The sequence below is a fragment of the Roseobacter sp. TSBP12 genome, assembly GCF_009129705.1.
Classification (GTDB): Bacteria; Pseudomonadota; Alphaproteobacteria; order Rhodobacterales; family Rhodobacteraceae; genus Celeribacter; species Celeribacter baekdonensis_A.
On the sequence record NZ_PYIB01000036.1, the window covers coordinates 20,087 to 44,051 of the forward strand.

The following is a 23,965-nucleotide window of genomic DNA, read 5'->3' on the forward strand; positions in this document are numbered from 1 at the left end:
CTGGGACTGAAGAGCAATCATGAACACCAGCCATCATATCGCGGAACTCAACGTTGGACGCCTCATCGCGCCCACCGATGACCCGCGCGTGGCGGAGTTCATGGGCGCGCTGGACCGGATCAACGGGCTTGGCAAACGCATGCCGGGTTTCGTGTGGATGATGGAGGGCTCCGGGGAGCCGGGGACTGGCAACACTGAAAACGCCATCGGTGGAGACGCGCAATTCGTCTCCAACCTGACCGTGTGGGAAGATGTCCAGTCTTTGGAAAACTTCGTCTATAACACGGTCCACAAACAGGTCTACGACCGCCGCCAAGAGTGGTTCGAGGTCATGACCAGGCCGCATTTTGTGATGTGGTTTGTCGAGAAAGGGCATAAGCCCACATTGGACGAGGCGCTCGAACGCCTGGCCTACAAAGACACACATGGGGACAGCGATCATGCCTTTGGCTGGTCGTATCTGACGGAGGCCACGCTTTTCAAAACGAAAAGCTGTCGGCCCATAGCTGCGGAGTGACCCTATGACATCTTTCAAACATATCGCCTCTTCTTTGACATTGGCCTTTGCCCTCATCGCCGGGCCTGTGGCCGCCGCCGATTTGCCGCCTCTGCGCGAGGTCAAAGAGATTGACCAAAACATGCTTTGGGCCGGGCTGGCGATTGAGGTTGCGGATGAATGCCCGACCATCGACGTGAAGAAAATGAAAGGCCTGTCCTTTCTGTGGGGGCTGAAAAGCAAAGCCTCCGCGTTGGGCTATTCGGACGATGAAATCCGTGCCTATGTCGATAGCGACGCCGAAGAGGCGCGCATTCGCGACCTCGGAACCGCCTATATTCGCGCCTCTGGCTTTGACCCGACCACATCGGAGGGGCTTTGTGCCTTTGGCAAAGCGGAGATTGCACGCGGCTCGATCATTGGGTCTTTTTTGAAGGATAAATCATGAGCGCGCGTTTGACATATCATGTCGCTTTGATCGCGATGACGCTTTTGGCCACGCCCGCACTGGCGCAGACACAAAAGCTGATCACCGAGGATACCGTGATCAAAGAGATCATGGTTCAGTCGCTGATTTCGACCCGGTTGATTTCAGAGTGTGACACGATTGCGCCGCGCAAGGCGCAGCTTAAAAAACAGACGGCCGAGATGGTCGCCTATATCGACGAGACCGGGTATGGCTCGGCTCAAATCATTTTGCTGCGCGACGAATCCTATCTTGCGCAACTGGCACAAGCGGCGGACGACATGTTGTCGGCGCGCGGTGTCGATCCTAACAATACGAAGGCGCTCTGTGCCTTTGGAACAGCTGAGATTGCGACAAGACAGCGCTTGGCAAACTCATGAAAAACAGGTGATTAGAACATGGCAGATACGCGCAAAATCATCATTGACGGGACCGAGATCGAGGTCGATCCGCGCCTGACACTGCTTCAGGCCTGCGAACAGGCTGGTGTCGAAGTGCCGCGGTTTTGCTACCACGAACGGCTCTCTATTGCGGGCAACTGCCGCATGTGTCTGGTCGAAGTTGTCGGCGGTCCGCCGAAACCCGCCGCAAGTTGCGCGATGCAGGTCAAAGATTTGCGTCCGGGGCCGGAGGGTGCGCCGCCGGTGGTGAAAACCAATTCGCCGATGGTCAAAAAGGCCCGCGAAGGGGTGATGGAATTCCTGCTGATCAACCACCCGCTCGATTGTCCGATTTGCGACCAAGGCGGCGAATGCGATTTGCAGGACCAAGCCATGGCCTATGGTGTGGATTTCTCGCGCTACCGCGAACCGAAACGTGCGACCGAGGATCTTGATCTTGGCCCGCTCGTCGCGACCACGATGACCCGTTGTATTTCCTGCACCCGCTGCGTGCGCTTCACGACCGAGGTCGCGGGCATCACCCAGATGGGCCAAACCGGGCGCGGCGAAGATGCCGAAATCACCTCTTATTTGAACGAAACGCTGGTTTCGAACCTTCAGGGCAACATCATTGATCTTTGCCCGGTCGGTGCGCTGACCTCTAAACCCTACGCCTTCACCGCCCGTCCGTGGGAATTGACCAAGACCGAATCCATCGACGTGATGGATGCGCTCGGGTCTAACATCCGCGTCGACACCAAGGGGCGCGAAGTGATGCGCATCCTGCCGCGCAACCATGATGGCGTGAACGAAGAATGGATTTCCGACAAGACCCGGTTCGTGTGGGACGGTCTGCGTCGTCAGCGTTTGGACACGCCGTACATCCGTGAAAACGGCAAGCTGCGCAAAGCCACTTGGTCTGAGGCTCTCTCTGCCGCCGCTGCGGGTTTGAAGGGCAAAAAAGTCACCGCTTTGGTTGGCGATTTGGCCCCGGTTGAGGCGGTTTTCGCGCTCAAACAAATGGTCGAAGGTCTGGGTGGGGCGATTGAATGCCGCATTGATGGCGCAAAACTGCCAAGCGGCAACCGTGCCGCTTATGCGGGCACTGCGACGATCGCTGACATTGATGAGGCGAAATTCATCCAACTCATCGGCACCAACCCGCGCGACGAAGCACCGGTGTTGAACGCGCGTATCCGCCGCGCTTGGGCCAATGGCGCCAATATCGGTTTGGTCGGCGAAGCCGTTGATCTCACCTATAAATATGCCCATGTTGGCACCGACCGTGCCGCTTTGGACAGCCTGTTGAACAAAGACTACGGCGCGGTTCTCGATCAGCCTTCACTCGTGATCGTCGGCCAAGGCGCAATCAACGAAGCCGATGGCGAGGCCGTTTTGGCCGCCGCGATGCAGTTGGCTGAAGCCACCAAATCCAAGCTGATGATCCTGCACACCGCGGCCTCGCGCGTCGGTGCGATGGATGTGAATGCCACCACCGAGGGCGGCCTGGCGGCGGCGCTCGACGGGGCCGAAGCGATTTACAACCTCGGCGCGGATGAGGTCGAAGTGGGCGAGGGCGCGTTTGTCATCTATCAAGGCAGCCACGGCGACCGTGGTGCACACCGCGCTGACGTGATCCTGCCGGGCGCTGCCTACACCGAAGAAAACGGCTTGTTCGTGAACGCCGAAGGTCGCCCGCAGCTTGCGCTACGCGCCGCTTTCCCACCTGGCGAGGCAAAAGAAAACTGGGCGATCATTCGCGCGCTCTCTGCCGAAGTCGGGGCCAAGTTGGGCTATGACTCACTGGCGCAGTTGCGCAACGCTTTGATCGCTGAGGTGCCGCATCTGGCACTGATCGACGAGGTGGCGGAAAATACATGGTCACCCTTGGCCACCAAAAAGCTTGGCACGGCCACCTTCCGCAATGCGGTCAAAGATTTCTACCTGACCAACCCGATTGCACGGGCATCCGCATTGATGGCGGAATTGTCGGCGCAGGCGAAAGCCCGCAAAGACACGGCGATGGCTGCGGAATAATGGCCGCACCCACCGCATATCCCTCCGCCGTTCAGGCGCTGGCGCTGGCTGCGCTCGTCCCGCTTGCGGGCTGTGCGATGGCGGCTCCTGCGACCCCGAACGCACAGGTGGGGCGTGCGGCGCAGGTCCGTGAGTATCTCGGTGTTGAGACCCGGCTTTTGGACGGCGATCTGGTCAATTTTCTTGTGTCCTTTCGGGGCCATGAGGGCGAAAAAAATGTGGTGGCTTATGCAGAATGCGCCGCCGCGCAATATACGCTGATCCGTGGTTTCGGATTTGCACGACATGTGCGCACGAATGTCGCACAAGAGGCTGGAATTTGGCGCGCGGATGCTGTTTACACCATCTCGCCAGCGCTCCCCGATGGTGTAAGCAAACTCGACGCTGAGGTCGTGGTGGCAAACTGCCGGGAAAATAGAATACCGATGGTGTGAGAGGCTAAGACATGGTCGAATTTTTCACGACAACAAATCTGGGCATTGCGCTCCTGGTCCTCGGACAATGTCTGTTGGTCTTGGTGCCTTTGTTCGTTGCGCTCGCCTTTTTGATGTATGGCGACCGTAAAATCTGGGCGGCGGTCCAGATGCGCAAAGGCCCCAATATCGTGGGCGTCTTTGGTTTGTTGCAGTCCTTTGCGGACTTTATCAAATACATCGTGAAAGAGGTGGTTGTGCCTGCGGGGGCGGACAAATTTGTCTTTTACCTTGCGCCGATGATCACCTTTGTCACCGCCTGTATCGCCTGGGTAGCGATCCCATGGAACGAGGGTTGGGTGATTGCCGATTTGAACGTCGCGATCCTTTATATCTTCGCCATCTCCTCGCTTGAGGTCTACGGCGTGATCATGGGCGGTTGGGCGTCGAACTCGAAATACCCGTTCTTGGGGGCGCTGCGCTCTGCGGCACAGATGATTTCCTATGAGGTCTCCATCGGCTTGATCATCATCGGTGTGGTGATTTCCACCGGCTCGATGAACTTTGGCGACATCGTCGCGGCGCAAGACGGGGCCGGGATTTTCTCTTGGTACTGGTTGCCGCATTTCCCGATGGTGGTGTTGTTCTTCGTCTCCGCGCTGGCCGAAACCAACCGCCCGCCGTTCGATTTGCCCGAAGCGGAATCGGAACTCGTGGCTGGTTATCAGGTCGAATATTCCTCCACACCGTTCCTGTTGTTCATGATGGGCGAATTGATGGCCGTGGTGCTGATGTGCGCGCTCGTGTCGATCTTGTTCTTTGGCGGCTGGAACTCCCCGGTTGAATTCCTGCCGGACGGTATCCTCTGGCTCGTCGGCAAGATGTTGTTCTTCTTCTTTATCTTCTCGATGGTCAAAGCCATCGTGCCGCGCTACCGCTACGACCAGTTGATGCGCATTGGTTGGAAAGTCTTCCTGCCGCTGTCGCTGTTCTGGGTCGTTCTGGTGGCATTCCTTGCAAAATTCGAAGTCTTCGGTGGGTTCTATGCCCGCTGGGCGATTGGAGGCTGATCATGGCTCAAACCGACACTCCCTTCGATTACAGCCGCGCTGTGAAATACTTCCTGATGACCGACATCATTGCCGGTTTCAAAATCGGGTTGCGGTATTTCTTTGCGCCCAAGGCGACGATCAACTACCCGCATGAAAAGGGACCTCTGTCTCCGCGTTTCCGCGGCGAGCACGCGCTGCGTCGCTATCCGAACGGCGAAGAGCGTTGCATTGCCTGCAAACTGTGCGAAGCAATTTGCCCGGCGCAGGCGATCACCATTGATGCCGAACCGCGCGAAGACGGCTCGCGCCGCACCACGCGCTATGACATCGACATGACCAAATGCATCTACTGTGGCTTTTGCCAAGAGGCTTGTCCGGTCGATGCCATCGTCGAAGGTCCGAATTTCGAGTTCGCCACCGAGACCCGCGAAGAGCTGTTTTACGACAAGGAAAAACTGCTTGAAAACGGCGCGGTGTGGGAAGCGGAAATCGCCCGTAACCTCGAACTCGATGCACCGTATCGGTAAGGGATTCCCATGAATGATTTCACCAAACTTTTCGCAGAATGATCGAACAAAGCCAAAAGATGGCTGCCTCTTTCAACCCGGCTTTGGAAAATTTCCAGATGCCGGCGTTCGACAAGCTGTTCCCGACCATGTCGAAGGAACAATTGGAAATGTTTTGGGGAAATGCGTTCAACAAGGACGGTTTGGATGCCAAAACCCGCCTGCTCGTCGTGCTTGCCGGGCAAACGGTTTTGGGGGCTCAGGCCGAGGTGCCGTTTAAAATGACCGTGCGCCACGCGATACAAGCGGGGGCCACGCAAAAGGAGATCGCGGAAGTGATCTATCAAATGTCGATGTTGGGCGGTGTGCCCGCAATGTCAAAGGCACTGGAGTTGGCGCAGGCCGTCTTCTCCGAGACGCAGGAGGGCAGTGAATGACTGTCGTAGATTTCGCTTTTTACACCTTCGCCATCGTGATGTTGGTGGCCGGGCTTTTCACTGTGGTTTCTAAAAACCCGGTGCATTCCGTGCTTTGGCTGATCCTGACGTTCTTGTCCGCCTCCGGGCTTTTCGTGCTGTTGGGCGCGGAATTCGTCGCGATGTTGTTGATCATCGTCTATGTCGGGGCCGTCATGGTTCTGTTCCTCTTCGTGGTGATGATGTTGGACGTGGACTTTGCCGAGTTGAAAGCCGGGATGGCGAAATACCTGCCCTTCGCTTTGCTGATCGGTGTGGTGTTGCTGTTGCAGATGGGGCTTGCCTTTGGCGATTGGACCACCTCGGAGGGGGCACAAGCCCTGCGCCAGTCGGTCACCCCGGACGCGGCAGAGATTCACAACACCGCCGCTTTGGGCCTGTTGATGTATGACCAATATCTGATGTTGTTCCAACTCGCGGGTCTGGTGCTTTTGGTCTCGATGATCGGTGCCATCGTATTGACGCTGCGCCACCGTTCGGACGTCAAACGCCAAAACGTGTTGCAACAGATGTACCGCGATCCGGGCAAAGCCATGGAACTCAAGGACGTCAAACCGGGGCAGGGGCTTTAAGCCTGCCTGACGAAATTACGAGGGGCACGCCTGCGCGATGCGCGCCCCGAACCAAAGGCCGCGATACGCGGCGTGAGAGAAAGAACTGAGGGACGGCATGGTCGGACTTGAACATTACCTGACAGTCGCAGCGGCGCTGTTTGTCATCGGCATTTTCGGGCTCTTTTTGAACCGAAAGAACGTCATCATCATTTTGATGTCCATCGAGATGATCCTGCTGTCGGTCAATATCAACCTTGTCGCTTTCTCCTCGTATCTCGGGGATTTGACGGGGCAGATTTTCACGATGCTGGTGCTCACCGTGGCCGCCGCTGAAGCGGCGATCGGGTTGGCCATTCTTGTGAGCTTCTTCCGCAACCGCGGCACGATCGACGTCGAAGACGTCAACGTGATGAAAGGGTAAAGTCCATGGAAACGATCATCCTTTTTGCGCCTCTTGTGGGCGCGATCATCGCGGGCTTTGGCTGGCGTGTGATTGGCGAAAAGAGCGCGCAATATCTGACCACGGGTCTTTTGTTCCTGGCGGCATTGCTGTCTTGGGTCGTGTTCCTCGGCCAAGATGGCGAGACCCATCACATCACTGTGCTGCGCTGGATCGAATCCGGGGCGCTGTCGGTCGATTGGGGCATTCGCATGGATCGCCTCACCGCGATCATGTTGATTGTGGTCAACACGGTCTCCGCCCTCGTGCATCTCTACTCCTTCGGCTACATGGCCCATGACGAGAATTTCAAAGACAGCGAACCGTACCGCGCGCGCTTCTTTGCCTATCTCTCGCTCTTCACCTTCGCCATGTTGATGCTGGTCACCGCCGACAACCTGGCCCAAATGTTCTTTGGCTGGGAAGGCGTGGGTCTCGCCTCTTACCTGTTGATTGGCTTCTATTTCAAAAAGCCTTCTGCCGGCGCCGCCTCGATGAAAGCCTTTATCGTCAACCGCGTGGGTGACTTTGGCTTCTCTCTCGGCATCTTTGGTCTGTTCTTCCTCACCGACAGCATTCGCTTGGATGATGTCTTTGCTGCGGGGCCGATGTTGGCCCAGACGCGGTTGCATTTCCTGTGGACCGACTGGAACGCCGCCAACCTGATCGGCTTCTTGTTGTTCGTCGGTGCGATGGGGAAATCGGCGCAGTTGTTCTTGCACACCTGGTTGCCGGACGCGATGGAAGGCCCGACGCCTGTGTCGGCGCTGATCCACGCCGCAACCATGGTCACCGCCGGTGTGTTCCTGGTCTGCCGCATGTCGCCGATCTTTGAATACGCACCGCAAGCGCAGATGTTCATCATCTACATCGGGGCCACCACGGCGTTCTTCGCGGCCACCGTCGGCCTTGTGCAAAACGACATCAAACGCGTCATCGCCTATTCGACCTGTTCGCAGCTCGGCTACATGTTCGTGGCCGCAGGTGTCGGCGCCTACGGCCCGGCGATGTTCCACCTTTTGACGCATGCGTTCTTTAAAGCCATGTTGTTCTTGTCTGCGGGTTCCGTGATCCACGCGATGCACCACGAACAAGACATGCGCAACTATGGCGCGCTGCGTAAGAAAATCCCGTTCACCTTCTGGATGATGATCATCGGTACGCTGGCGATCACCGGTGTCGGCATTCCGTTGACGCATTTCGGTTTCGCGGGCTTCCTGTCGAAAGACGCCATCATCGAAAGCGCCTATGCCTCCGGTGTCGGCTATGCCTTCTGGATGCTGGTCATCGCGGCCTTGTTCACCTCCTTCTACTCGTGGCGCCTGATTTTCATGACCTTCTACGGCAAAGCCCGCGGCGATCATCATGCTCATGATCATGCGCATGAAAGCCCGCTTGTCATGCTGGTGCCGCTTGGCGTCTTGGCGTTGGGTGCGGTGTTCGGCGGGATGATCTGGTACAACAGCTTCTTTGGCGATCATGAGACATTCACCGAATTCTTCGGTCTTCCCATGCAGCATGAAGAGGTCATGGCCGAGGGCGAAGCCGCTCCGGCACATGGGGACGCGGCGACCACGACCCACGGGGAACCGATGGTTGCTGCTGAAGCAGGTCACGGCGACATGGCGATGGCTCCGCAAGGCGCGATCTTTGTTGGGCCTGAAAACACCGTGCTTGATGACGCGCACCACGCGCCGACCTGGGTCAAGGTCTCGCCCTTCATCGCGATGCTCATCGGCTTCATCACAGCTTGGATTTTCTACATCAAAAGCCCGAGCCTGCCGAAACGTCTGGCCGACAGCCAACCCGTCGCCTACCGGTTCTTGCTGAACAAATGGTATTTCGACGAGATCTATGACGCGCTCATCGTACGTCCGCTTTTGGCACTGGGGCGGTTCTTTTGGAAACGCGGCGACGAGGACACCATTGATGGTGCGATCAACGGCGTCGCCATGGGCATCGTGCCCTTCTTCACCCGCCTTGCTGGCCGGGCGCAGTCGGGCTTTATCTTTACCTATGCATTTAGCATGGTCTTGGGGATTGTGATCTTGATTACCTGGATGTCGATCGGCGGGGGGGCACACTGATGGATAACGTGCTTTCTATCGTCACCTTCCTTCCGACAATGGCCGCCCTCGTGCTCGCGCTTATCCTGCGCGGCGAGGATGCGGTGGCTCAACTCAACGCAAAACGCGTGGCGCTTTTGGCGACCGTGGTCACCTTTGTGATCTCTCTGTTCGTGCTCTTTGGCTTTGATGCCTCGGACACTGGGTTCCAGATGGTCGAAGAACACAGCTGGATCATGGGGATGAAGTACAAAATGGGCGTGGACGGGATTTCGGTTCTGTTCGTCATGCTCACGACCGCTTTGATGCCTTTGGCGATCTGGTCCGCGTGGGACGTCAAGCTGCGCGTCAAAGAATACATGATCGCGTTTCTGTTGTTGGAAACGCTCATGCTCGGCGTGTTCTGTGCGCTCGACCTGATGCTGTTCTACCTGTTCTTCGAAGGCGGCCTGATCCCGATGTTCCTGATCATCGGCATCTGGGGCGGCAAAAACCGCATCTACGCGGCGTTCAAATTCTTCCTCTACACCTTCTTGGGCTCGGTGCTCATGCTGGTGGCGATGGTTGCGATGTATATTGACGCAGGCACCACCGACATCGTGCAATTGCTGGCCCATGATTTCTCCTCCGAGACGATCAAGGTGCTGGGCTTTAACATCGTTGGCGGTTTCCAAACCCTTGCCTTCTTGGCCTTCTTCGCCTCGTTTGCGGTGAAAATGCCGATGTGGCCGGTGCACACCTGGTTGCCCGATGCGCACGTTCAGGCCCCGACAGCGGGCTCCGTGGTCCTGGCCGCGATCCTGTTGAAAATGGGCGGCTACGGCTTCCTGCGTTTCTCGATCCCGATGTTCCCGGTGGCCTCCGCCAACCTGGCCGATTTCGTCATGGTCCTCTCGGTGATCGCGATCGTCTACGCCTCGCTGGTGGCCTTGGTGCAAGAGGATATGAAAAAGCTCATCGCTTATTCCTCGGTCGCGCATATGGGCTATGTCACCGCCGGTATCTTTTCGATGAACCAACAAGGCCTCGACGGTGCGATCTTTCAAATGATCTCGCACGGCTTTGTTTCCGGCGCGCTCTTCCTTTGCGTTGGCGTGATCTATGACCGGATGCACACCCGCGAGATTGACGCCTTTGGCGGTCTGGTGAACCGGATGCCCGCCTATGCGCTGGTGTTCATGTTCTTCACCATGGCCAACGTCGGCCTGCCGGGCACCTCGGGCTTCATTGGTGAATTTCTGACCCTCGTCGGCATGTTCCAAGCCAACACCTGGATCGCTTTGGTTGCGACCTCGGGCGTGATCTTCTCCGCCGCCTACGCGCTCTGGCTCTACCGCCGCGTGGTCTTGGGCGATCTGATCAAAGAAAGCCTCAAGGCGATCACCGATCTGAGCGCGCGTGAAAAATGGATTTTTGCGCCGCTGATCGCCATGACCCTTCTCCTGGGCGTCTACCCCGCGCTGGTGCTGGATGTCATCAGCCCGTCGGTCACCGCCCTCATCGACAATTATCACGCAGCTCTGCCGGCCGATCTGGTCGTCGAAGCGGCAAGCCACTAAGGGATCAGGACCATGACCTCCAACGATTTCTCCATCGTCCTCCCAGAAACCTTGCTTGCCATTTACGGCATGCTCGCGCTCCTCTTCGCGGTCTACACCGGCAAGGACAAACTCGCGGGCGCGATCACTTGGGTGACGGCCGCGGTCTTTGTCATCGTCGCTTTGCTCATCGGTTTGGGGGGCGGCGGATCGGTGGACGCTTTTCACGGCATGTTCATCGACGACGCCTTCTCGCGCTTTGGCAAGGTTGGCATCCTCTTGGCCGGGGCTGCCGTTTTGGTGATGTCTTATGACTTCCTCGACAAACGCGGTTTCGCCAAATTCGAATACCCGATCCTTGTGCTGTTCTCGACAATCGGCATGATGGTGATGGTCTCTGCAGGCGATTTGATGGCGCTCTACCTGGGCCTCGAGTTGATGTCTCTGTCCTTGTATGTCATCGCGTCCTTCCGCCGTGACAGCGTGAAATCGACCGAAGCGGGCCTGAAATATTTCGTGTTGGGCTCGCTCTCGTCGGGGCTTTTGCTCTACGGGTCGTCCTTGGTCTACGGCTTTGCCGGCACCACGTCTTTCGCCGGTATCCTCTCGGTCGTCTCGGTTGACGCGCCACTCGGGGTGCTCTTTGGTCTCGTCTTCATCATGACCGGTCTGGCGTTCAAAGTTTCCGCCGTGCCGTTTCACATGTGGACCCCGGACGTCTACGAGGGTGCTCCGACACCGACCACCGCCTTCTTCGCCACCGCGCCGAAATTGGCCGCGATGGGTCTTTTCGCCCGCGTGTTGCATGACGCCTTTGGTGGTATCACCGGCGATTGGCAACAGGTGCTTGCGGTCATCGCCGTGGCCTCGATGTTCTTGGGCGCGATTGCCGGGATCGGTCAGACCAACATCAAACGCCTGATGGCCTATTCCTCGATCTCCCACATGGGCTTTGCGCTTATGGGCTTGGCGGCGGGCAATGCCGAGGGTGTGCAATCGGCGCTGATCTACATGGCGATCTATGTCACGATGAACATCGGCACCTTTGCCTTTATCATGACAATGGAACGCGATGGTCAGCCGGTCACGGACATCGCCTCTCTGAACCTGTACTGGCGCAATTCCCCTGCCAAGGCGCTGGCTTTGCTGGTGCTGTTGTTCTCGCTCGCGGGCGTACCGCCGATGCTTGGGTTCTTCGGGAAACTGGCCGTGCTTCAGGCCGCTTGGGGGGCGGGTCTCGTCTATCTCGCCATCTTCGGTGTGATTGCGTCGGTGATCGGCGCGTTCTACTACCTGCGCATCGTCTATTACATGTACTTCGGCGCTGAAACCGATCCTTTGGACAAAGTATCCTCGCCAGTGACCTTTGCGCTTTTGACCCTCTCTGCGCTGATCATGCTGGTCGGGATCGTCAATATGTTTGGCGTCGATGGTATGGCGGCGCTCGCGGCCGAAGCCCTTGTCAAGTAATCTGCACAGATGGCCCGAAGGGGTAGGGCGCACCGTCCTGCCCTCGGTGGACAGCACCATGTCGGAGGCCGCGCGTGTCGCGGCCTCTTCCGCATTTTCGCAATGGATTTTGGCCCTGTCGCAAACCGCCGCCCACGGTCGGCGCGGCCGGGCCTGGTCCATGCCCGAGGGCAATTTTGCCGCCACCTTGTTGATGTTCCCTACAGAGCGGCCGGAACTGGTGGCTTTGCGCTCCTTCGTGGCCTCGCTGGCGCTTTATGACGCTTTCGTCGCCGCCACCGGGCGCACCGATCCGTTTTCACTGAAATGGCCCAATGATGTTTTGCTCAATGGCGGCAAGGTCGCGGGCATCCTTTTGGAACGTGGGCCTGCGCATTTGGCCATTGGCATTGGCGTCAATCTTGTCGCAGCCCCCGTTCCGGCGCAGCTTGAGGAGGGCGCGGTGGCCCCGGTCTCCTTGGCCGATGAAACCGGGGCGCTGGTTGTGCCCGAAGACTTCCTGGACCTGCTTGCCCCGGCTTACGCCCATTGGGAGGCGCAATTTGTCACCTATGGCTTCGCGCCGATCCGCACCGCCTGGCTCGCGCGGGCCGCGCGTTTGGGCCAACCGATCCGGGCGCGTACCATGCGCGAAGAGCACCATGGCACGTTTGAAACCGTCGATGCCTTTGGCAATCTTGTGCTCGCCACATCCAATGGCAAACTCACCATCCCCGCCGCTGAGGTTTATTTTTAAATGCTTCTCTGTATCGACACCGGCAACACCAACACCGTCTTTTCCATCTGGGACGGGACCGATTTCATCGCCACATGGCGCACCTCGACCGAACATCAACGCACGGCGGATCAATATTATGTCTGGCTTGCGACTTTGATGAATTTTCAAAAAATCGAGGCCGACATCACCGAGGTGATCATATCCTCCACCGTACCGCGGGTGGTGTTTAACCTGCGGGTTCTGGCCAATCGTTACTTCGATTGTCGTCCCCTTGTGGTCGGCAAACCCGAATGTCTTTTGCCCCATGCGCCGCGTGTGGACGAGGGCACAACGGTCGGCCCCGACCGTCTGGTCAATTCCGCCGCCGCGTTTGACCGCTTTGGCGGCGATCTGATTGTGGTTGATTTCGGCACGGCCACCACATTCGATGTCGTGGCCGAAGATGGCGCTTATGTTGGCGGCGTGATCTCTCCCGGGGTCAACACCTCGCTTGAATCTCTGCACCTCAAAGCCGCAGCTCTCCCGCATGTGGACGTGACCATGCCGGAAAAGGTGATCGGCACCAACACCGTCGCCTGTATGCAATCGGGGGTGTTCTGGGGCTACGTCGGCCTCGTGCGCGAGACCTGCAACCGGATCAAGGACGAATATGCCCGCCCGATGCAAGTCATCGCCACCGGAGGCCTTGCGCCTTTGTTCAATCAGGGCCACAAACTCTTTGACGCATTTGACGAATTCCTGACCATTCGCGGCCTCGTGGTCATTCACCAATATAATAAGGATCAGGGCAACATATGAGCGATAGACTTCTTTACCTCCCGTTAGGCGGCGCCGGCGAAATCGGCATGAACTGTTATGTGTACGGCTATGGCCCGGCGGGCAGCGAACGCTATATCGTCGTCGATCTCGGCGTGACGTTCCCCTCGATGGATGGCACCCCCGGTGTTGATCTCATCTTTGCCGACATCGCTTGGCTGGTGGAGCGCAAGGACCGGATCGACGCGATTTTCATCACCCATGCGCATGAAGACCACGTTGGCGCGGTCGGCCATCTTTGGCCCCGTCTCGGCGCGCCGATCTATGCCCGCGCCTTCACCGCCCACCTCGCGCGGTTGAAATTCGAAGAGCACGGTCATGATGAGCTGCAAATCAAAACGGTTTCGAAATGGCCGGACACGACGACCGTTGGGGCCTTTACCGTCGGCTTCCTGCCGATCTCGCATTCGATCCCTGAAAGCTCGGCCTTGGTCATCGACACGCCTGCCGGACGGGTCATCCACACTGGCGATTTCAAACTCGACGAGACCCCGGTGGTGGGCGAGGCCTTTGATCGCGCGCTGTGGGAAGAGGTGTCCAAAGACGGCGTCAAAGCCATGGTGTGCGATTCCACCAATGTGTTTTCGCCCAATCCGGGGCGCTCCGAATCCGAAGTCATCGGCCCGCTCACCGAGCTGATCGCCGGACTTGACGGCATGGTTGCCGCCACCACATTTGCCTCCAACATTGCCCGGGTCAAAACCTTGGCCGTGGCCGGGGCGCAGGCGGGACGATCCGTGGTGCTTTTGGGCCGCGCGATGCGCCGGATGATCACCGCCGCGATTGAAACCGGGATCATTTCCGATTTCCCCGCCACGGTATCACCCGAGAACGCCACCGATATTCCGCGTGAAAACCTGATGTTGCTGACCACCGGGTCGCAGGGCGAACATCGCGCGGCCACCGCACAATTGTCGCGTGGCAAATACCTTGGCCTGAAATTCGCAGCCGGGGACACGATGATTTTCTCCTCGAAAACCATCCCCGGCAACGAAGTTTCTGTCGGTCGGATCGTCAACGCGTTTTCCGAAATGGATGTGAACGTGATTTCCGACCAGGACGGCTTGTTCCACGTCTCAGGTCACGCCAACCGTCCCGATCTTGCGACGCTGCATGAGGTCGTTAAACCGCAGGTCGTCATCCCGATGCACGGCGAACACCGCCACCTGCGCGAACATGCGAAACTTGCGGAATCCAACGGGTTTCAGGCTGTGGTTGCGCCGAATGGTGTGTGTCTTGATCTGGCGGGCAATGCCCCACGCGTGGTTGAATATGTTGAAACCGGGCGGACGTATCTCGATGGGTCGATCCAAATCGGCGCGATGGATGGCATTGTGCGCGACCGGATTCGCATGGCGATGAACGGGTTGATTGTTGCCACGGTGATCATTGAGGACAACGAGCCTTTGGGCGATTGCTGGTGCGAAGTGCGTGGCCTGCCTGAAGTCGGCCTGTCACGCGCGCCGTTGGTGGATGTGTTGGAAGAGGATGTGAACCAATTCCTGATGCGCGCCAAGCCCAAGACCCTTTCGGACGACGGCAAACTCGAAGAAGAGATGCGCCGCATCATCCGTAAATCGACGCATGAAGAGACTGGCAAAAAGCCGGAGGTCCAAATCGTGATCTCCCGCCTGTCCAATTAAATTTGCCCCCGTAGCTGTTTTGGCTGCGGGGAGGGTTTTGGCCGAATCTGCAAATGCACAAAACAAAACCCGCGCCAAAGCGCGGGTTTTTGAATTTTTGCAAAGGGTGCTTTGGCTTTAGCTGGCGCTGCGTTCGTCAAAGCTTAGTGCAATGAAAGAGGGTAGGTGATCGCCCAGACCCACAACCTTTTTATCATCGTCGCGCCGACCGCGGCTGCGCGAACTGCTGCTGCGGTCGCGGTTCTCTGAGGATTTGCTATCGGAGGCGGCCTGTGACGTGCGCGACGACTCGCGCTGTTCACGCGGAGCGCGTTCTCTGGTGCGCGATTCCGTCTTTGCCTCCACAGTGGCCTCGCGGGCCTCTTGCGTCTGGCTCTCAGGGGCCTGCACCTCTGTCGTCTCGACCGCAGTCTCCGTCTTGTCAGATTTGCGGCTTCTGCTGCTGCGCGAGCGGGTCCGTTTCGGTTTGTCCTCAGATTTGGCCTCTGCCGGGGCTTGGTCCGGCGTCGTGGTCTCCGCCTCGGCCACGCTGCCCAGAGGATTGTCCAAACGCGGGATTTCTTTGCCAATCAGACGTTCCACATCGGCGAAATTCTTTTCGTCGCGCGGCTCACAGAGCATGATGGTTTTGCCATCGCGGCCGGCACGCCCGGTGCGGCCGATCCGGTGAACATAGTCCTCGGCGTGGCTTGGCACGTCAAAGTTGAACACATGGGTCACGGAGGGCACATCCAATCCACGCGCGGCCACATCGGAGGCCACGAGGATTTTCAATTTGCCACCGCGAAAGCCCTCAAGAGTGGCGTTGCGTTGACTTTGCTCCAGATCGCCATGGATCGGAGCCGCGTCATAGCCGTATTTTTTCAGGGATTGCGAGACGATATCGACATCGGTCTTGCGGTTACAAAACACGATGGCATTGTCGAGTTTCTCGCCCTCCAGGTCGATCAGCGTACGCAAAAGCTGACGTTTCTCCGAGGCTGCGCGGTCGCGACGCGAGCCTTTGAACATCACCACATGCTGTTCGATGTTCTCGCCAGAGGTGGCTTGGCGGGCCACTTCGATGCGGGCCGGGGCTGACAGAAAGGTGTTGGTGATCCGCTCGATTTCCGGCGCCATTGTGGCCGAGAAAAACAAGGTTTGGCGGGTGAACGGCGTCAGGCCAAAGATGCGTTCGATGTCGGGGATGAACCCCATGTCGAGCATCCGGTCGGCCTCGTCCACCACCATGACTTTGACGTCAGAGAGGATCAATTTGCCGCGTTCGAAATGATCGAGTAACCGACCCGGAGTGGCGATCAAAACATCCACGCCCTTGTCGATCAGGATGTCCTGTTCCTTGAACGACACGCCACCGATCAACAGAGCTTTGGTCAGCTTCATGTATTTGGTGTAGGTGTCAAAGTTTTCCGCCACCTGTGCGGCCAATTCGCGGGTCGGACAGAGCACGAGCGAGCGTGGCATCCGGGCACGGGCCCGTCCACGGCTCAAGAGCGTGATCATTGGCAAAACGAATGAGGCGGTTTTGCCTGTCCCGGTCTGGGCGATGCCCAAGACATCCCGGCCCTCAAGGGCGGGGGGAATTGCGCCAGCCTGAATCGGGGTCGGCGTTTCGTAGCCAGCGTCCTCAATGGCTTTGAGAACTTTGGGAGCAAGGTTTAAGTCGGAAAATTTGGTCAAGTCGTGCCTTTCGCGATATTGCGGCTGTTTTTTCGGCCGCAAATCCCGCGCGGCCCGTTCGGCCATATTGCCGATACGTCTGTGGGACGCCTCATACGCTTCAATCACGAAAAGGTCAAGGAATGCTGCGATTTGCGCACTGATTGCAACTGTGAATCACTTTGTACGTCTGGCACAGTGGTGTCAGAGGAAACCAAAGAGGAGATGCACGATGATTAAAAAGCATGGATCTGCGACATGGAGTGGTGACCTGAAGGAAGGCAAAGGGCGTGTGTCGACGCAAAGCGGCGTACTCGCGGACGCGCGCTATGGGTTCAACACCCGCTTTGAAGACGGCGCAGGCACCAACCCCGAAGAGTTGATTGGCGCGGCCCACGCGGGCTGTTTCTCGATGGCGCTGTCGGGTCAATTGGCGGAACGCGGCATCACCGCCGATCAGATCGATACCAAATCCACCATTCACCTGTCGATGGAGGGTGGGCCGAAGATTGTGAAAGCGCATTTGACGGTTTCAATCCGGGCGGAGGGTGACAAGGCGCTGATCGAAGAGGCGGCAAAGGCGGCTGAAACCGGCTGTCCGGTGTCCAAGGTTTTGGACTGTGAGATCAGTATGGATCTGACGATCGCCTAAAGTGGGCTTTGCAGAAGAATGTTCGATTATGAAAAGAAAAGGCTGACCGTATCACTGTGGTCAGCCTTTTTGGTTCGATTTGTCTCATTTTAAACGATGTCAGACCATCATTTCCTTGGTCGCTGACAGGGTCAGCGTCGGGTAATCGCGTTGGATCCGGTCGATGTCCCATTGCAAGCGGGTCAAGAACACCGGGTCGCCATCGTGGTCATAGGAAATATGCTGTTTGTTGGTGTTGATGAACTTGTCCATCTCGGCCTTGGGCCCCGTGACCCAGCGCGCCGAGGTGAATTGCGACGCATCAAACCGCACCGGCAACCCGTATTCCAATTCAATCCGGCTGGCCAGCACTTCAAACTGCAACGCGCCGACCACGCCGACGATAAAGCCCGACCCAATTGCGGGTTTGAACACTTTCGCGGCCCCTTCTTCGGCAAATTGCATCAAGGCTTTTTCCAAATGCTTGGCCTTCATCGGGTCGCCGGCGCGCACCGTTTGCAACAGCTCAGGCGCAAAGCTTGGGATGCCGGTGACGCGGATGTCTTCTCCCTCGGTCAAGGTGTCGCCGATGCGCAGTTGGCCGTGGTTCGGGATGCCCATGATGTCTCCGGCCCAGGCTTCTTCGGCCAATTCGCGATCAGAGGCCAAAAACAGCACCGGGTTGGAGATCGCCATTGGCTTTTTCGTGCGCACATGGGTCAATTTCATGCCGCGTTTGAAATGCCCCGACGCCAAGCGGACAAAGGCCACGCGGTCGCGGTGTTTCGGGTCCATATTGGCCTGCACCTTGAACACATAGCCCATGACCTTGGTCTCATCCGGGCTGATTGGGCGCGGTGTGGCCTTTTGCACCTGTGGTTCGGGGCCAAATTTGGCGATCCCGGCCATCAATTCCTGGACGCCAAAGGAGTTGATCGCAGAGCCGAACCAAATCGGCGTCATGGTGCCGTCCAAGAACGCCTGACGGTCAAACGCGGGCAACAATGCGCGCGCCATTTCCAATTCTTCCTTGAGCTGATCCAACAGATGCGCAGGCACATGTTCGGCCAGCTTTGGATCCTCAAAGCCGTTGATCTTGATGCTGCCTGCGACCTTGTTACGGTCCGCCCGGTCCATCAATTCAAGACGATCATTGATCACATCATAACAGCCGACAAAGTCGCGGCCCACGCCAATGGGCCAGCTTGCCGGGGTCACGTCAATCGCCAGATTCTCTTGAATTTCATCAATAATATCAAAAGTATCCCGGCTCTCGCGGTCCATCTTGTTACAAAAGGTCAGGATCGGAAGGTCGCGCATGCGACACACTTCAAACAGCTTGCGTGTTTGGCTTTCAACGCCCTTCGCCCCATCAATCACCATCACGGCCGCATCCACCGCCGTCAGCGTGCGATAGGTGTCTTCGGAAAAATCCGAGTGGCCAGGCGTGTCGACAAGATTGAAGCGATAGCCGTCAAAATCAAAGGACATGGCCGAGGCCGACACGGAAATCCCGCGGTCCTTTTCCATCTGCATAAAGTCCGAGCGCGTCCGCCGCGCTTCGCCTTTGGCCCGCACCTGACCCGCCATCTGGATCGCGCCCCCGTACAACAGGAACTTCTCCGTCAACGTCGTTTTACCGGCGTCCGGGTGAGAAATAATGGCAAAGGTGCGCCGACGCGCAATTTCGTCAGGCAGGACAAGGGCGGTATGTGTGGCGTTTGACATGAGGGCGGATATAGCGGGGCGGGGACGAGGCGGCAATGGGGTTATGCACGCTGATGTCTCGCAAATCTTGACGAACCGATGCTACGTCCAGCCAGACGGTTTTGGGGGACGCCGCGTTATGGCCTAACAAAAAACGCCCCCAAACGGGAGCGCCTCTTGTCTTCATTGCAGCTTAGAACGTTCCGCCATAAACCTGTTTCACGGGCTTATGGCGGAACGCCCACACCATCGAGATGTCTGGCAGCGTCACGCCTTTGCCCTGTCTCAGGTCAAAGGTGTGACGCTTTAAATACTCAATTCGCCGAGGCCGAGCGCAGCAGTTCCGCCGCAACGGAGGGCTCCAACATGCCATCATGCAATTCAAACGCGCGTGGCGACTCAGCGAAGGCGTGGGTGGTTCTGATCCGGGCCTGAATGTCTGCGGGGAGGGCGGATCGCACCTGCCCATCGACAAACATGCTCTCGGCGGCGATACCTTCGGCGTAGATGATTTCATGGCTGTCAAACAGCAATTGGAAATAATCGACAAACCCGCCTTCGGTCTGAACGACATTGACGCCATTGACCAAAAGTTTTGCCTTTACAAGAACTTCGGCACGTCCTGCGCGGGCATGGTCGCGGCGTTGATAGATGAAAATCCGGTGGTTTGGCGATACAATCAGATCATGTTCGTTGTTCAAAGCGCCCTGTTTGATCACAATGGGGGCAAAGGCGCCGGTGGCGCGGACGGTTTGTTGACCGATCCAACGGATTTCCCGCGGTCCATGGTCGCGGGTCAAAACACGGTCGCCCACGGCCAACTCTTCGATTGGTTTTTGTAGCCCATTGGCCAAGGTGATCCTTGTGCCCTGGGTAAAGGCGACACAGGCGACTTCTGCCAGACGCGCCCGCGCGCCGTCCCGGTCGATCTTGACCAGCACATATTCGATGTCGGGATCAATCGGGGCAAAGGGCAAGAGATAGGTGTCTTCGATCAGGCCTGTCGCATCGGTTTCAATCAGAATCAGCGCCTCAACTGTCGCGCCTGAACCGGCCATAAACGTCGCCATGCAATCGAGATGAAGTTCGGCTCCGGTCTGACCCAATTGGGAGTTTGCCGCAATGCTCAAACCCGTTTCATCCACCGCAATGGACAGGCGGTCACGCTTGGCGGTTTTTTTCAGGCAATAGGCATCGGCCAGTTCGATTTCATCAGCATGTCCAATAGGTTCGCCAAGATTGATGCCATTTCGGACACAAAAATCGACGGCGCGGTACACTGGAAGTGTCTGCACGGGGCCAGTCGGCGCCATGTGGTTTTGTGTTTTGCCTCTCATCTGCGTGTTCATCATCACCCCCGGCCACATTCGTTCACTTCGCGGAAACAAAAGCTCCCTCTGAACCTGCGGAGCAAGCCCATATCGAATCCGTTCTGTTCCATCCCCCGGCAAGAAGTATGTCTGGAAACGTCTTGTTTGTACACTGTTCTACTCCGCACACTCGTGACACCAACATTCATCACAACGCATTCAAGCTATTTGGAAACAGTGGCAGGATTTTGTCAGGACTGGTTCAATGTCGGGGGGATTGGGTGGAAATCGTGCCATTTTGGTGAACGCGTGAGTGCCACATCATCGGCTTCATATAACGGATACTTGGCTCTGCCTCTCCGAGGTCAGCGGCCCAAAAAGAGCGATGAAAGGTGACATCCGCCGGGGGGAGCCCTAAAACAAGGCGATATGCGACGACATCAACGCGACGATCACGAAGGGAAGATAAGGATGGATCTTGGGATCAGTGGAAAGCGGGCTTTGGTCTGTGCCTCCTCCAAAGGGCTTGGTCTGGGCTGTGCCCGTGCCTTGGCCGAGGCGGGGGTGGATTTGGTGATGAATGCGCGCGGGAGCGAGGCGTTGGAGCGTGCCGCCGCCGGGATTCGCCAGGATTTCGGCGTTTCGGTCACCACCGTTGCCGCCGATGTGACCTCGGACGATGGCCGCGCCGCCCTGCTCAAAGCTGCGGGAGAGGTCGATATTTTGGTCACCAATGCGGGTGGCCCGCCGCCGGGTATGTGGACCGATTGGGACCGCGAAGATTTCATAAAGGCGTTGGATGCCAATATGTTGACGCCGATTGCGTTGATCAAAGCGCTGGTGCCGGGGATGATGGACCGGGGCTGGGGCCGGGTGGTGAATATCACCTCCGTCTCCGTCAAGGCGCCGATTGCCGTTTTAGGCCTCTCGAACGCTGCGCGCACCGGGCTGACGGGGTATGTTGCCGGGACCTCACGGCAGGTGGCGGCCAAGGGTGTGATCATGAACAACCTGTTGCCGGGGCTTCATGCCACCGACGCACGGTGTCCTTGGACAAGGCGGCCTCGGAGGCTTCGGGCAAACCCGCGGCAGAGATTCGCGCTGCAAAAGTAGCGGCCATTCCCGCCGGGCGTTACGGCACGGCTGAGGAGTTTGGTGCCACCTGCGCCTTCATGTGTTCGCAATTCGCGGGCTTTATGGTCGGGCAAAACATCCTCTTGGATGGCGGGGCAACGACGACCACGATGTGACCCGCTCCGCCGCCCGCACTTTGGGCGGCGGGTATCACGGCTTTGGCATATGTGGTGTTTTCACTTGCGCTTGTTCCATGAGTCGCGAAATCTAAGCCCGCGACAATGGGAGAGGCCAGCATGAGCCACGCAGATGTTCAGGACTATTACGGTAAGGTACTTCAGGGCAGTTCGGATTTGAAAACCAACGCCTGTTGCACGGCGGGGGACATGCCCGATGCGCTCAAAAAGGCGCTGTCCAACATTCATGACGATGTGCTCACGCGCTATTATGGTTGTGGTCTGATTGCTCCGGATGTGCTTGAAGGCACACGGGTTTTGGATCTTGGCTGTGGTGCCGGGCGCGATGTCTATGCGCTGGCGCAGATGGTGGGCGAGGCCGGGTTTGTCGCCGGTGTCGATATGACCGAAGAACAATTGGCCGTGGCCCGTGCCCATCAGGACTATCACGCCAAGGCTTTTGGCTATGCCGCCTCAAATGTGGCGTTTTATGAGGGCTACATCGAAAAACTCGATGATGTGCCGCTGGACGCGGGGTCTTTTGACATCATCGTCTCCAATTGCGTGTTGAACCTTGCAATGGATAAACCCGCCGTGTTGCGTGAGGCCTATCGGTTGTTGAAGCCGGGCGGAGAGATGTATTTTTCTGATGTCTATGCCGACCGCCGCGTGCCTGAGGCGCTGCGGGCCGATCCGGTGCTGTATGGCGAATGCCTCTCCGGCGCGCTCTATTGGACTGATTTCGAACATATGGCGCGGGCAGCTGGCTTTGCCGATCCGCGCCGCGTCACCCATCGCGCTTTGACTGTGGAAAATGCGGAACTGGAGGCGAAAGTAGCGCCGATTTCCTTCATGTCCGCCACCTATCGCCTGTTCAAACTTGATCTTGAACCGGAGTGCGAAGACTATGGTCAGGCGGTGATCTACAAAGGCACCGTGCCCGGCGCGCCACATGCCTTTGCTCTGGATGCGGGGCATGTGATGGATACGGGGCGGGTGTTTCCGGTCTGTGGCAACACGTTCAAAATGCTCAAAGACACGCGCTTTGCGCCGCATTTCGACTTTATCGGCGATTTTTCAACCCATTTTGGCCTGTTCGCGGGCTGTGGTGGCACCAGCCCATTTGACAGTTTGATCGCAAGCACCGCGGACGCACCCGCGTCCTCCTGTTGCTAAGGCGGGTTTGGACTGATAGGGAGCCTTAGAGTTTTCGTCAGACAAACCATATATGCGCAACCGATCCTGTGACTGATCCCGTGACCACCCCCCGGTTAGAAATCCGCAACATCACCCGCGCCTTTGAGGGGCGCGAGGTGGTATCTGACGTGTCGCTCACCGTCATGCCGGGGCAGGTGACCTGTCTGTTGGGGCCGTCTGGCTGCGGCAAATCGACGACGCTGCGGATCATCGCGGGCGTGATATGCAGGATACGGGCGAAATTTATGTCGATGGGAATCTGGTCTGTGACACCCAATTTCGGGTGCCGCCGGAGCGGCGTTCGATCGGTTTGATGTTTCAAGACTTTGCACTTTTCCCGCATTTATCGGTCGAAGACAACGTGGCCTTTGGGATAAAAGGCGACAAATCGAACAAAAGAGCGCGGGTGCGCGAGTTGCTTGAAAAGGTCGATCTTTTGCGTGCGATCGACAAATACCCGCATGAATTGTCGGGGGGCGAACAGCAACGCATCGCGCTCGCGCGGGCTTTGGCCCCGCGCCCCTCAATCATGCTGATGGATGAGCCGTTTTCCGGGCTTGATGAGCGCCTCAAAGATGACATTCGCGACAGCACTCTGGATGTGCTCAAGGCCGAAAACACCGCGGTGCTTCTGGTCACCCACGAGCCGCATGAGGCGATGCGGATGGCCGATGAGATTGCCTGATGCGAGACGGCAAGATCGTCCAACAGGGGGCGCCCTATAATATTTACAACGCTCCGGTGGACCGTCAGGCCGCCGCGTTTTTCAGCGATATCAATGTGATCCGCGGCACGGTTCGCAATATGGCCGTGACCACCGCCTTTGGCGAATTCCTTTGCCCGCCGCGCCCGGATGGCACGGAGGTTGAGATTGTCATTCGGCCACAACATTTGCGCATCGACTTTGATCGCGACGGGCGCGGGCCCAATCCCACGCCGCAAGACGGCGCGCCCGCGCGTGCCATTGTCGAACGCGCGCGGTTCATGGGGCGTGAGAGCCTTGTGGAATTTCGGATGGATTTTGACGGCTCGATGTTGAAAGCCACGGTGCCCTCGGTGTTTTTGCCCAAAACGGGCACACCGATGTGGCTGATGATGCGCCGGGATCGGTGTTTCGTCTTTCCAGTCGCTTCCTAATGTT

Annotated in this window: 21 protein-coding genes and 2 pseudogenes; 20 read left to right on the forward strand and 3 right to left on the reverse strand. The window is 57.8% G+C overall.

What is annotated here, in order from left to right; all coding sequences use genetic code 11:
• Positions 1-19 precede the first annotated feature (19 nt).
• The 16 genes from C8029_RS10750 (at position 20) to C8029_RS10825 (ending at position 15,070) form a co-directional block, all read left to right on the forward strand.
• Positions 20-517, forward strand: coding sequence for a DUF3291 domain-containing protein (locus C8029_RS10750; protein WP_009570862.1), 498 nt, complete (start codon positions 20-22; stop codon positions 515-517).
• A 4-nt stretch (positions 518-521) separates the two neighbouring features.
• Positions 522-944 (forward strand): DUF5333 domain-containing protein, encoded by a 423-nt coding sequence (locus tag C8029_RS10755; RefSeq protein WP_009570861.1) that lies wholly within the window; start codon positions 522-524, stop codon positions 942-944.
• Complete coding sequence (locus tag C8029_RS10760; RefSeq protein ID WP_152002889.1) at positions 941-1,342, forward strand: DUF5333 family protein; 402 nt, start codon at positions 941-943, stop codon at positions 1,340-1,342. Before C8029_RS10755 ends, C8029_RS10760 begins: the two co-directional genes overlap by 4 nt.
• An 18-nt stretch (positions 1,343-1,360) precedes the next feature.
• Positions 1,361-3,379: an NADH-quinone oxidoreductase subunit NuoG gene (nuoG, locus tag C8029_RS10765; RefSeq protein WP_009570859.1), complete on the forward strand. Its 2,019-nt coding sequence runs from the start codon at positions 1,361-1,363 to the stop codon at positions 3,377-3,379.
• Positions 3,379-3,813 carry a YNQ4 family lipoprotein gene (locus tag C8029_RS10770; RefSeq protein WP_009570858.1) on the forward strand — a complete coding sequence of 145 codons (435 nt, stop codon included), beginning with the start codon at positions 3,379-3,381 and terminating at the stop codon, positions 3,811-3,813. The genes nuoG and C8029_RS10770 overlap by 1 nt, the downstream gene beginning before the upstream one ends.
• 11 nt (positions 3,814-3,824) lie before the next feature.
• Positions 3,825-4,862 (forward strand): NADH-quinone oxidoreductase subunit NuoH, encoded by a 1,038-nt coding sequence (nuoH, locus tag C8029_RS10775; protein ID WP_009570857.1) that lies wholly within the window; start codon positions 3,825-3,827, stop codon positions 4,860-4,862.
• Between the two features lie 2 nt (positions 4,863-4,864).
• Positions 4,865-5,371: an NADH-quinone oxidoreductase subunit NuoI gene (nuoI, locus tag C8029_RS10780; protein WP_009570856.1), complete on the forward strand. Its 507-nt coding sequence runs from the start codon at positions 4,865-4,867 to the stop codon at positions 5,369-5,371.
• Positions 5,372-5,409: 38 nt separating this feature from the next.
• A complete protein-coding gene (locus C8029_RS10785; RefSeq protein ID WP_152002890.1) occupies positions 5,410-5,787 on the forward strand; it encodes a carboxymuconolactone decarboxylase family protein in 378 nt (125 codons plus the stop codon).
• Positions 5,784-6,398, forward strand: coding sequence for an NADH-quinone oxidoreductase subunit J (locus tag C8029_RS10790; protein ID WP_152002891.1), 615 nt, complete (start codon positions 5,784-5,786; stop codon positions 6,396-6,398). Before C8029_RS10785 ends, C8029_RS10790 begins: the two co-directional genes overlap by 4 nt.
• A gap of 97 nt (positions 6,399-6,495) precedes the next feature.
• Positions 6,496-6,801 (forward strand): NADH-quinone oxidoreductase subunit NuoK, encoded by a 306-nt coding sequence (gene nuoK / locus C8029_RS10795; RefSeq protein ID WP_009570853.1) that lies wholly within the window; start codon positions 6,496-6,498, stop codon positions 6,799-6,801.
• A gap of 5 nt (positions 6,802-6,806) precedes the next feature.
• Positions 6,807-8,906 (forward strand): NADH-quinone oxidoreductase subunit L, encoded by a 2,100-nt coding sequence (gene nuoL, locus C8029_RS10800; protein WP_152002892.1) that lies wholly within the window; start codon positions 6,807-6,809, stop codon positions 8,904-8,906.
• A complete protein-coding gene (locus C8029_RS10805) occupies positions 8,906-10,444 on the forward strand; it encodes an NADH-quinone oxidoreductase subunit M (protein ID WP_152002893.1) in 1,539 nt (512 codons plus the stop codon). The genes nuoL and C8029_RS10805 overlap by 1 nt, the downstream gene beginning before the upstream one ends.
• Before the next feature lie 12 nt (positions 10,445-10,456).
• Positions 10,457-11,893, forward strand: a complete 1,437-nt coding sequence (nuoN, locus tag C8029_RS10810) for an NADH-quinone oxidoreductase subunit NuoN (RefSeq protein ID WP_009570850.1) — start codon at positions 10,457-10,459, stop codon at positions 11,891-11,893.
• Positions 11,853-12,629 (forward strand): biotin--[acetyl-CoA-carboxylase] ligase, encoded by a 777-nt coding sequence (locus C8029_RS10815; RefSeq protein WP_152002894.1) that lies wholly within the window; start codon positions 11,853-11,855, stop codon positions 12,627-12,629. The genes nuoN and C8029_RS10815 overlap by 41 nt, the downstream gene beginning before the upstream one ends.
• Positions 12,630-13,409: a type III pantothenate kinase gene (locus tag C8029_RS10820; RefSeq protein WP_009570848.1), complete on the forward strand. Its 780-nt coding sequence runs from the start codon at positions 12,630-12,632 to the stop codon at positions 13,407-13,409.
• Positions 13,406-15,070 (forward strand): ribonuclease J, encoded by a 1,665-nt coding sequence (locus C8029_RS10825; RefSeq protein ID WP_009570847.1) that lies wholly within the window; start codon positions 13,406-13,408, stop codon positions 15,068-15,070. Before C8029_RS10820 ends, C8029_RS10825 begins: the two co-directional genes overlap by 4 nt.
• Positions 15,071-15,187: 117 nt before the next feature.
• On the opposite strand, the gene C8029_RS10830 is transcribed toward C8029_RS10825, so the two are convergent.
• A complete protein-coding gene (locus C8029_RS10830; protein ID WP_152002895.1) occupies positions 15,188-16,750 on the reverse strand; it encodes a DEAD/DEAH box helicase in 1,563 nt (520 codons plus the stop codon).
• A gap of 211 nt (positions 16,751-16,961) precedes the next feature.
• Here C8029_RS10830 and C8029_RS10835 point away from each other — a divergent pair, with 211 nt between their 5' ends.
• Positions 16,962-17,381, forward strand: a complete 420-nt coding sequence (locus tag C8029_RS10835; RefSeq protein WP_009570845.1) for an OsmC family protein — start codon at positions 16,962-16,964, stop codon at positions 17,379-17,381.
• A 99-nt stretch (positions 17,382-17,480) separates the two neighbouring features.
• Here C8029_RS10835 and C8029_RS10840 read toward each other — a convergent pair whose 3' ends face one another.
• Both C8029_RS10840 and C8029_RS10845 read right to left on the reverse strand, forming a co-directional pair.
• The gene (locus tag C8029_RS10840; RefSeq protein WP_152002896.1) at positions 17,481-19,088 is read right to left on the reverse strand and encodes a peptide chain release factor 3; all 1,608 of its coding nucleotides are present in this window, start codon (positions 19,086-19,088) and stop codon (positions 17,481-17,483) included.
• Positions 19,089-19,381: 293 nt separating this feature from the next.
• Positions 19,382-20,380 (reverse strand): Hint domain-containing protein, encoded by a 999-nt coding sequence (locus C8029_RS10845; protein WP_040401926.1) that lies wholly within the window; start codon positions 20,378-20,380, stop codon positions 19,382-19,384.
• A gap of 468 nt (positions 20,381-20,848) precedes the next feature.
• Here C8029_RS10845 and C8029_RS10850 point away from each other — a divergent pair.
• The 3 genes and pseudogenes from C8029_RS10850 to C8029_RS10860 all read left to right on the forward strand — a co-directional run bounded on the left by C8029_RS10850 (position 20,849) and on the right by C8029_RS10860 (position 23,961).
• Positions 20,849-21,627, forward strand: a pseudogene (locus C8029_RS10850) (SDR family oxidoreductase).
• A gap of 120 nt (positions 21,628-21,747) precedes the next feature.
• Complete coding sequence (locus tag C8029_RS10855) at positions 21,748-22,803, forward strand: methyltransferase domain-containing protein (protein WP_009570841.1); 1,056 nt, start codon at positions 21,748-21,750, stop codon at positions 22,801-22,803.
• 80 nt (positions 22,804-22,883) lie between these two features.
• Positions 22,884-23,961, forward strand: a pseudogene (locus tag C8029_RS10860) (ABC transporter ATP-binding protein).
• Positions 23,962-23,965: the final 4 nt, after the last annotated feature.

Excerpts from the sequence above, each read along its gene's own strand:
- nuoL (WP_152002892.1), top strand. The coding sequence starts at position 6,807 with ATGGAAACGATCATCCTTTTTGCGCCTCTTGTGGGCGCGATCATCGCG.
- nuoH (WP_009570857.1), top strand. The coding sequence starts at position 3,825 with ATGGTCGAATTTTTCACGACAACAAATCTGGGCATTGCGCTCCTGGTC.
- nuoN (WP_009570850.1), top strand. The coding sequence starts at position 10,457 with ATGACCTCCAACGATTTCTCCATCGTCCTCCCAGAAACCTTGCTTGCC.
- C8029_RS10760 (WP_152002889.1), top strand. The coding sequence starts at position 941 with ATGAGCGCGCGTTTGACATATCATGTCGCTTTGATCGCGATGACGCTT.
- nuoG (WP_009570859.1), top strand. The coding sequence starts at position 1,361 with ATGGCAGATACGCGCAAAATCATCATTGACGGGACCGAGATCGAGGTC.
- C8029_RS10750 (WP_009570862.1), top strand. The coding sequence starts at position 20 with ATGAACACCAGCCATCATATCGCGGAACTCAACGTTGGACGCCTCATC.
- C8029_RS10790 (WP_152002891.1), top strand. The coding sequence starts at position 5,784 with ATGACTGTCGTAGATTTCGCTTTTTACACCTTCGCCATCGTGATGTTG.
- C8029_RS10840 (WP_152002896.1), bottom strand. The coding sequence starts at position 19,088 with ATGTCAAACGCCACACATACCGCCCTTGTCCTGCCTGACGAAATTGCG.
- C8029_RS10825 (WP_009570847.1), top strand. The coding sequence starts at position 13,406 with ATGAGCGATAGACTTCTTTACCTCCCGTTAGGCGGCGCCGGCGAAATC.
- C8029_RS10785 (WP_152002890.1), top strand. The coding sequence starts at position 5,410 with ATGATCGAACAAAGCCAAAAGATGGCTGCCTCTTTCAACCCGGCTTTG.
- C8029_RS10835 (WP_009570845.1), top strand. The coding sequence starts at position 16,962 with ATGATTAAAAAGCATGGATCTGCGACATGGAGTGGTGACCTGAAGGAA.
- C8029_RS10855 (WP_009570841.1), top strand. The coding sequence starts at position 21,748 with ATGAGCCACGCAGATGTTCAGGACTATTACGGTAAGGTACTTCAGGGC.
- C8029_RS10755 (WP_009570861.1), top strand. The coding sequence starts at position 522 with ATGACATCTTTCAAACATATCGCCTCTTCTTTGACATTGGCCTTTGCC.
- C8029_RS10845 (WP_040401926.1), bottom strand. The coding sequence starts at position 20,380 with ATGGCGCCGACTGGCCCCGTGCAGACACTTCCAGTGTACCGCGCCGTC.
- C8029_RS10770 (WP_009570858.1), top strand. The coding sequence starts at position 3,379 with ATGGCCGCACCCACCGCATATCCCTCCGCCGTTCAGGCGCTGGCGCTG.
- C8029_RS10815 (WP_152002894.1), top strand. The coding sequence starts at position 11,853 with ATGGTATGGCGGCGCTCGCGGCCGAAGCCCTTGTCAAGTAATCTGCAC.
- C8029_RS10820 (WP_009570848.1), top strand. The coding sequence starts at position 12,630 with ATGCTTCTCTGTATCGACACCGGCAACACCAACACCGTCTTTTCCATC.
- C8029_RS10805 (WP_152002893.1), top strand. The coding sequence starts at position 8,906 with ATGGATAACGTGCTTTCTATCGTCACCTTCCTTCCGACAATGGCCGCC.
- nuoI (WP_009570856.1), top strand. The coding sequence starts at position 4,865 with ATGGCTCAAACCGACACTCCCTTCGATTACAGCCGCGCTGTGAAATAC.
- nuoK (WP_009570853.1), top strand. The coding sequence starts at position 6,496 with ATGGTCGGACTTGAACATTACCTGACAGTCGCAGCGGCGCTGTTTGTC.